Genomic DNA, 416 nt, shown 5'->3' on the forward strand with positions numbered 1-416 from the left:
CCATATAGATAATCATTTGAGAAGTAGAAGCGATATTTTCGATAGGACCAATCATTTGTTTGTACAATGAATCATGTGCATCTAACTTAAAATAATTAAAATCAATATCAGATTTTTTTGCTTCTTTTTTAAATGCATCAATGTATTGTGGGTCGTTCAATAAGTACACAACTTGAATACTACTCATACCTTCATCTACTTCTAATTTTTTTAAAGTAGAGTAAGGCATATATAGTTTATTAGCTGGATTCATCATAGGAGGGGGATTTTGACCCATTGGTTGCTCATTCGTTTCGTAAATACCGATAATTTCAATTTCAAGAGTTTCCTTTTTATCCCCTGATTGAACTTTAACTTTATCTCCTACTTTCAAATTGTTTTGTTCCGCTAATCGTTTTTCCATTAAAGCTACATTC

General features: G+C 30.8%; 1 protein-coding gene. It reads right to left on the reverse strand.

Annotated elements, in window-relative coordinates:
• Window positions 1–416, reverse strand: a 416-nt coding sequence (locus AC1DJR_RS33685; RefSeq protein ID WP_477004643.1) for an ABC transporter permease, incomplete at both ends; no start/stop codon positions are given.

The organism is Bacillus sp. 05T31 (genome assembly GCF_056396725.1).